This is a genomic window from Legionella stuttgartensis (genome assembly GCF_977063405.2).
Window position 1 is genome coordinate 1 of record NZ_CDRUHA020000095.1, and the last position, 818, is coordinate 818.

Here is an 818-nt window from a genome sequence, read left to right on the forward strand (position 1 = left end):
ACAACACCGGCGCCAACAGTACGGCCACCTTCCCGAATTGCGAAACGTAAACCTTCGTCCATCGCAATAGGTGCATGCAGGTTGATAGTCAATTGTACGTTATCACCAGGCATTACCATTTCTACTCCAGATGGCAAGTCACATGTACCTGTCACGTCTGTTGTTCTGAAATAAAACTGTGGTCTGTATCCATTGAAAAATGGAGTATGACGTCCACCTTCTTCTTTTGACAACACGTATACTTCAGCTTCAAATTTTGTATGAGGCTTAATTGTTCCTGGCTTCGCCAATACTTGGCCGCGCTCAACTTCATCTCGCTTGGTTCCACGTAACAATACACCTACGTTATCTCCAGCTCGACCCTCATCCAACAACTTACGGAACATCTCAACACCTGTGCAAGTGGTTTTTTGAGTATCACGGATTCCCACAATCTCAATCTCTTCACCCACTTTCACTATTCCACTCTCTACACGTCCAGTTACTACTGTTCCGCGTCCAGAAATAGAAAATACGTCTTCAATCGGTAACAAAAATGCTTTATCAATGTTACGTACTGGCTCAGGAATGTATGAGTCCATGGTTTCAACCAATTTCTCAATTGCTTTAACACCAATCTCACTGTCATCTCCTTCCAACGCTTTCAGCGCAGAACCAACAACAATTGGAATATCATCCCCAGGGAAATCGTAACTGCTTAATAAGTCACGCACTTCCATTTCAACTAATTCTAACAACTCAGGGTCATCAACCATGTCTGCTTTGTTCATGAACACAACAATGTAGGGTACACCTACTTGGCGTGATAACAATATGTG

General features: G+C 43.2%; 1 protein-coding gene. It reads right to left on the bottom strand.

The window, feature by feature from the left end:
- Positions 1 to 818, bottom strand: an 818-nt coding sequence (locus ACWTEW_RS32275) for an elongation factor Tu (RefSeq protein ID WP_454783632.1), incomplete at both ends; no start/stop codon positions are given.